The organism is Mycobacterium sp. (assembly GCF_050701675.1).
In the GTDB taxonomy this organism is placed as follows: Bacteria; Actinomycetota; Actinomycetes; order Mycobacteriales; family Mycobacteriaceae; genus Mycobacterium.
The window spans coordinates 1-2,937 of record NZ_JBOGDD010000437.1; the positions used below are offsets into that span (position 1 = coordinate 1).

Annotated in this window: 4 protein-coding genes; 1 reads left to right on the plus strand and 3 read right to left on the minus strand. The window is 65.6% G+C overall.

Translation table 11 applies throughout. The features are described 5' to 3' along the window. A partial coding sequence (locus ACRDUX_RS13190) for an amidohydrolase family protein (RefSeq protein ID WP_526414475.1) occupies positions 1-753 on the minus strand: 753 nt, incomplete at its 3' end. A 156-nt stretch (positions 754-909) separates the two neighbouring features. On the opposite strand from ACRDUX_RS13190, the gene ACRDUX_RS13195 reads away from it, so the two are divergent. After that, complete coding sequence (locus ACRDUX_RS13195; protein WP_526414476.1) at positions 910-1,500, plus strand: TetR/AcrR family transcriptional regulator; 591 nt, start codon at positions 910-912, stop codon at positions 1,498-1,500. 72 nt (positions 1,501-1,572) lie between these two features. Here ACRDUX_RS13195 and ACRDUX_RS13200 read toward each other — a convergent pair whose 3' ends face one another. After that, positions 1,573-2,106 (minus strand): cupin domain-containing protein, encoded by a 534-nt coding sequence (locus tag ACRDUX_RS13200; RefSeq protein ID WP_526414477.1) that lies wholly within the window; start codon positions 2,104-2,106, stop codon positions 1,573-1,575. A 332-nt stretch (positions 2,107-2,438) separates the two neighbouring features. After that, on the minus strand, positions 2,439-2,846 hold the full coding sequence (locus tag ACRDUX_RS13205; protein ID WP_526414478.1) for a limonene-1,2-epoxide hydrolase family protein: 408 nt from the start codon (positions 2,844-2,846) through the stop codon (positions 2,439-2,441). Between the last annotated feature and the right edge of the window lie 91 nt (positions 2,847-2,937).

A 2,937-nucleotide genomic window follows, 5' to 3' on the forward strand; every position in this document is an offset into this window, starting at 1 on the left:
GTGTGGAGTAGCCGAGGTCAGAATGTCGGCGCGGTCGGCGAACGGCACCAGCAGCTCGCCCCAGTGCCCCAGGATGATCTGCAGTTCCGGATGACGATCGAACGTGCCCGCCAGGATGAGCCGCAGAGTGGCCAGGCCCGCGTCGGCGTGCCATCCCCATCCTCCGGTGGACAGGACCAGGTTCGTCCAGTCGTCGAATCCGCTGAAGCTGGCGTCGCGGACCGCCCGGGGCGGCAGCATCGGGTGGACGTAGAGCGGTACCCGCAGTTCGGCAGCGGCCTCGAACACGGGTCGAAACCGGTCGTGGTCGAGGTACGTCTCGCCGGTGCGTGGGAACAGGAGCGCGCCGACGTGGTGCAACTCGGTCACGCAGCGTTCCAGCTCTCGAGCCGCGGCCTCCGGGTCGGGCGTTGGCAGTGTGGCGAACGCCGCGAAGCGGTCGGGTTGGCGCCGGACCGCGTCGGCGAGAAAGTCATTCGCATCGCGGGCCAGCGGCACGGCCTCCTCGGGGGGCAACGACTGGGTGCCGGGTGTCGTGATGGAGAGGACCTGAAGGTCAACGCCTGCGGCATCCATGCGTGCCAGCCGTTCGGCGCCGACGTCGCGTAGGCGTCGATCGGTGTCCTCCTGACTGCTCATCATGGTGACGGTGTCGTCCCCGCCGAGCTTCAACAGGGCGTCGCGCAACTCGGCCGTCCAGGCGTGCTCCTCGACACCGATCACTCTCTGCACTGGCGGTTCTTGATCGGACACGTGCCGTACTCCTGTCCATCGGGTGAAGCGTCATGGTGTGAGTCGCCTGGTGGGACTGGCCCCGCTCTGACATCATGAAGTAAGCGGGACACCGTCCCGATTCACGATACGGGACACTGTACCGGTTAGCCATGTCGACGACGAAGGGGCGATTCAGTGGACGACGGTGATCGCGGCGACGTGCAGCCAGCACGGCCCAAACGGGCGGACGCCAGGCGCAACGAACAGACTCTGCTCGACGCGGCCGCCGCCGTCTTCGTCACCTCGGGCGTCGAGGCGCCGATACGGGACATCGCGGCCAAGGCCGGCGTCGGGACGGCCACGATCTACCGCCACTTCCCCACCCGAGCGGATCTCGTCGTCGCCGTGTACCGGCATCAGGTCGAGGCCTGCGCCGAGGCCGGACCGACTCTGCTGACCACTAGCGCGACTCCGTATGCCGCACTACGGCAGTGGATCAACCTCTTCGTCGACTTCGTGGTCACCAAGCAGGGACTCGCAGCCGTACTGCAGTCCGGCGACGCCCGCTTCGAACCCCTACACTCCTACTTCCTCGACCGGCTGGTGCCCGTGTGCGCCCAATTGCTGGACGCTGCCGCAACTTCCGGTGAGATCCGCTCCGACCTGGGGGCGTACGCGATCATGCGCGGCGTCGGGAGCCTCTGCGGCGGCGGCGGCCGCGATCCCCGATACGACGCGCGTCAACTGGTCGAGGTCCTGATCGCGGGACTCCGGCGCTCGCGCTGACTCACGAGCGAGCCACCGCGCCCCTTACCGCGACACGGAGCGGGAGTCAGCGACGTCCTTGGTTCAGACGTCCTACCCATCGCCCCGATAGCGGTCCAAGCGATCGTGCTCAGGCGACCATGTCTGCATGGCGAGGTCATGCAGACGCTCTGCAAACGCTGCTTGTTGCTCAGGCGTCGGCGGGTGCTGATCCTCGACCGAGGGGAGTCTGTTCTCAGCTGCCGGTGTACCGAGCATTGCGATCGCCATGTCCAGCATCCCCGGAACGTAGATGTTGAGCACCTTGGCGGTGTCGCTTTGGACGACGAAGGCGTGGGGCGTCCCGGCGGGGATCCGCACGAGCTGACCCCCCGTGGCAACGATGACCTCATCGCCAAGCTGTAGCGCCATCTCGCCGTCCAATATGTAGAAGACCTCGTCACCGTGGTCGTGGACGTGAAGGGGCGGACCCGACTTGGCAGGCATCAGCTGTTCCATGAGCGAGTAGGCGCCCTTTGTCTGCTCGGTACTCACCAAGGGCGACCAGAGGATGTCTAGCATCCAGTAATTGGCCACCGTCTCGGTGCTCACAACCAAACCCGTTGTGTCATCTCCGAAGTCGACCATTGGCACTTCTCCCGTCGCCTCGACGTTCTCGCTGCGCGATCCGCACACGAATCGTCACAGTCGGAAATGCTTTGCACAGAGCATTTTACACGTGAAGGTCAGTCATTCTTGCTGGCGAACCAAGCCGGATGGCGTCGGTTCTCGGCACTCAAGAGTCGAACCCTCGGCCGGATTGGTGTCGGCGCGACGGGGGGCCATGGCCAAGGTGAGCGACAGTCGCGTCGCCGTCGAGGTGGCGCGCGACGCGATCCAGGTCCATTACGGCGAAATCAACGGCCCTGCCGGAGAGGAAGACCACGGGCGATCGTGGCGCAAGCAGCGTCCATACGGGCCTACGTACGCCGTGGGAGTTCGAAGAAATCCCGCGCGTCCCAGTAGTCGCGCCAGTAGCCGATGCGTCCGTCGCCGTCGAGGCGCATCACCCCGGCCACCGGTAACGAGAGAAAGCGCTTGCCCTGAGAATCCACGAGGTGGTCGATGCGCTCGCTGTAGACGACCCCATCCGACTCTCCGAGCGCAAGCAGGTCCACCTCGATCGCGTTGAGGTCGTAGCCGTTCTGAAAGTCCTCGAGGAGACCAACGGCTTCCTCCCCGCCGTGCGTCGTCGGGATGGGTGGAGGTCCGGCGATCCATTCCCCTCGGTCGCCGAGCGCTGTGCGGTAGGCCGCGCACATGTCGTCGAAGCCGCGAGCCCACCGCCCGAAGAAGACCTCGATGTCCTGTTTGGCGTTGAATGTCATCGGGAGCCCAGCGGCTCGGCGAATGCGCCCACCACGGCGGTGAGCACCCAACTGCCGTAGGTCAAGATCGTCTGCGTCGTGAGGTTGAGGT

Excerpts from the sequence above, each read along its gene's own strand:
- ACRDUX_RS13200 (WP_526414477.1), bottom strand. The coding sequence starts at position 2,106 with ATGGTCGACTTCGGAGATGACACAACGGGTTTGGTTGTGAGCACCGAG.
- ACRDUX_RS13205 (WP_526414478.1), bottom strand. The coding sequence starts at position 2,846 with ATGACATTCAACGCCAAACAGGACATCGAGGTCTTCTTCGGGCGGTGG.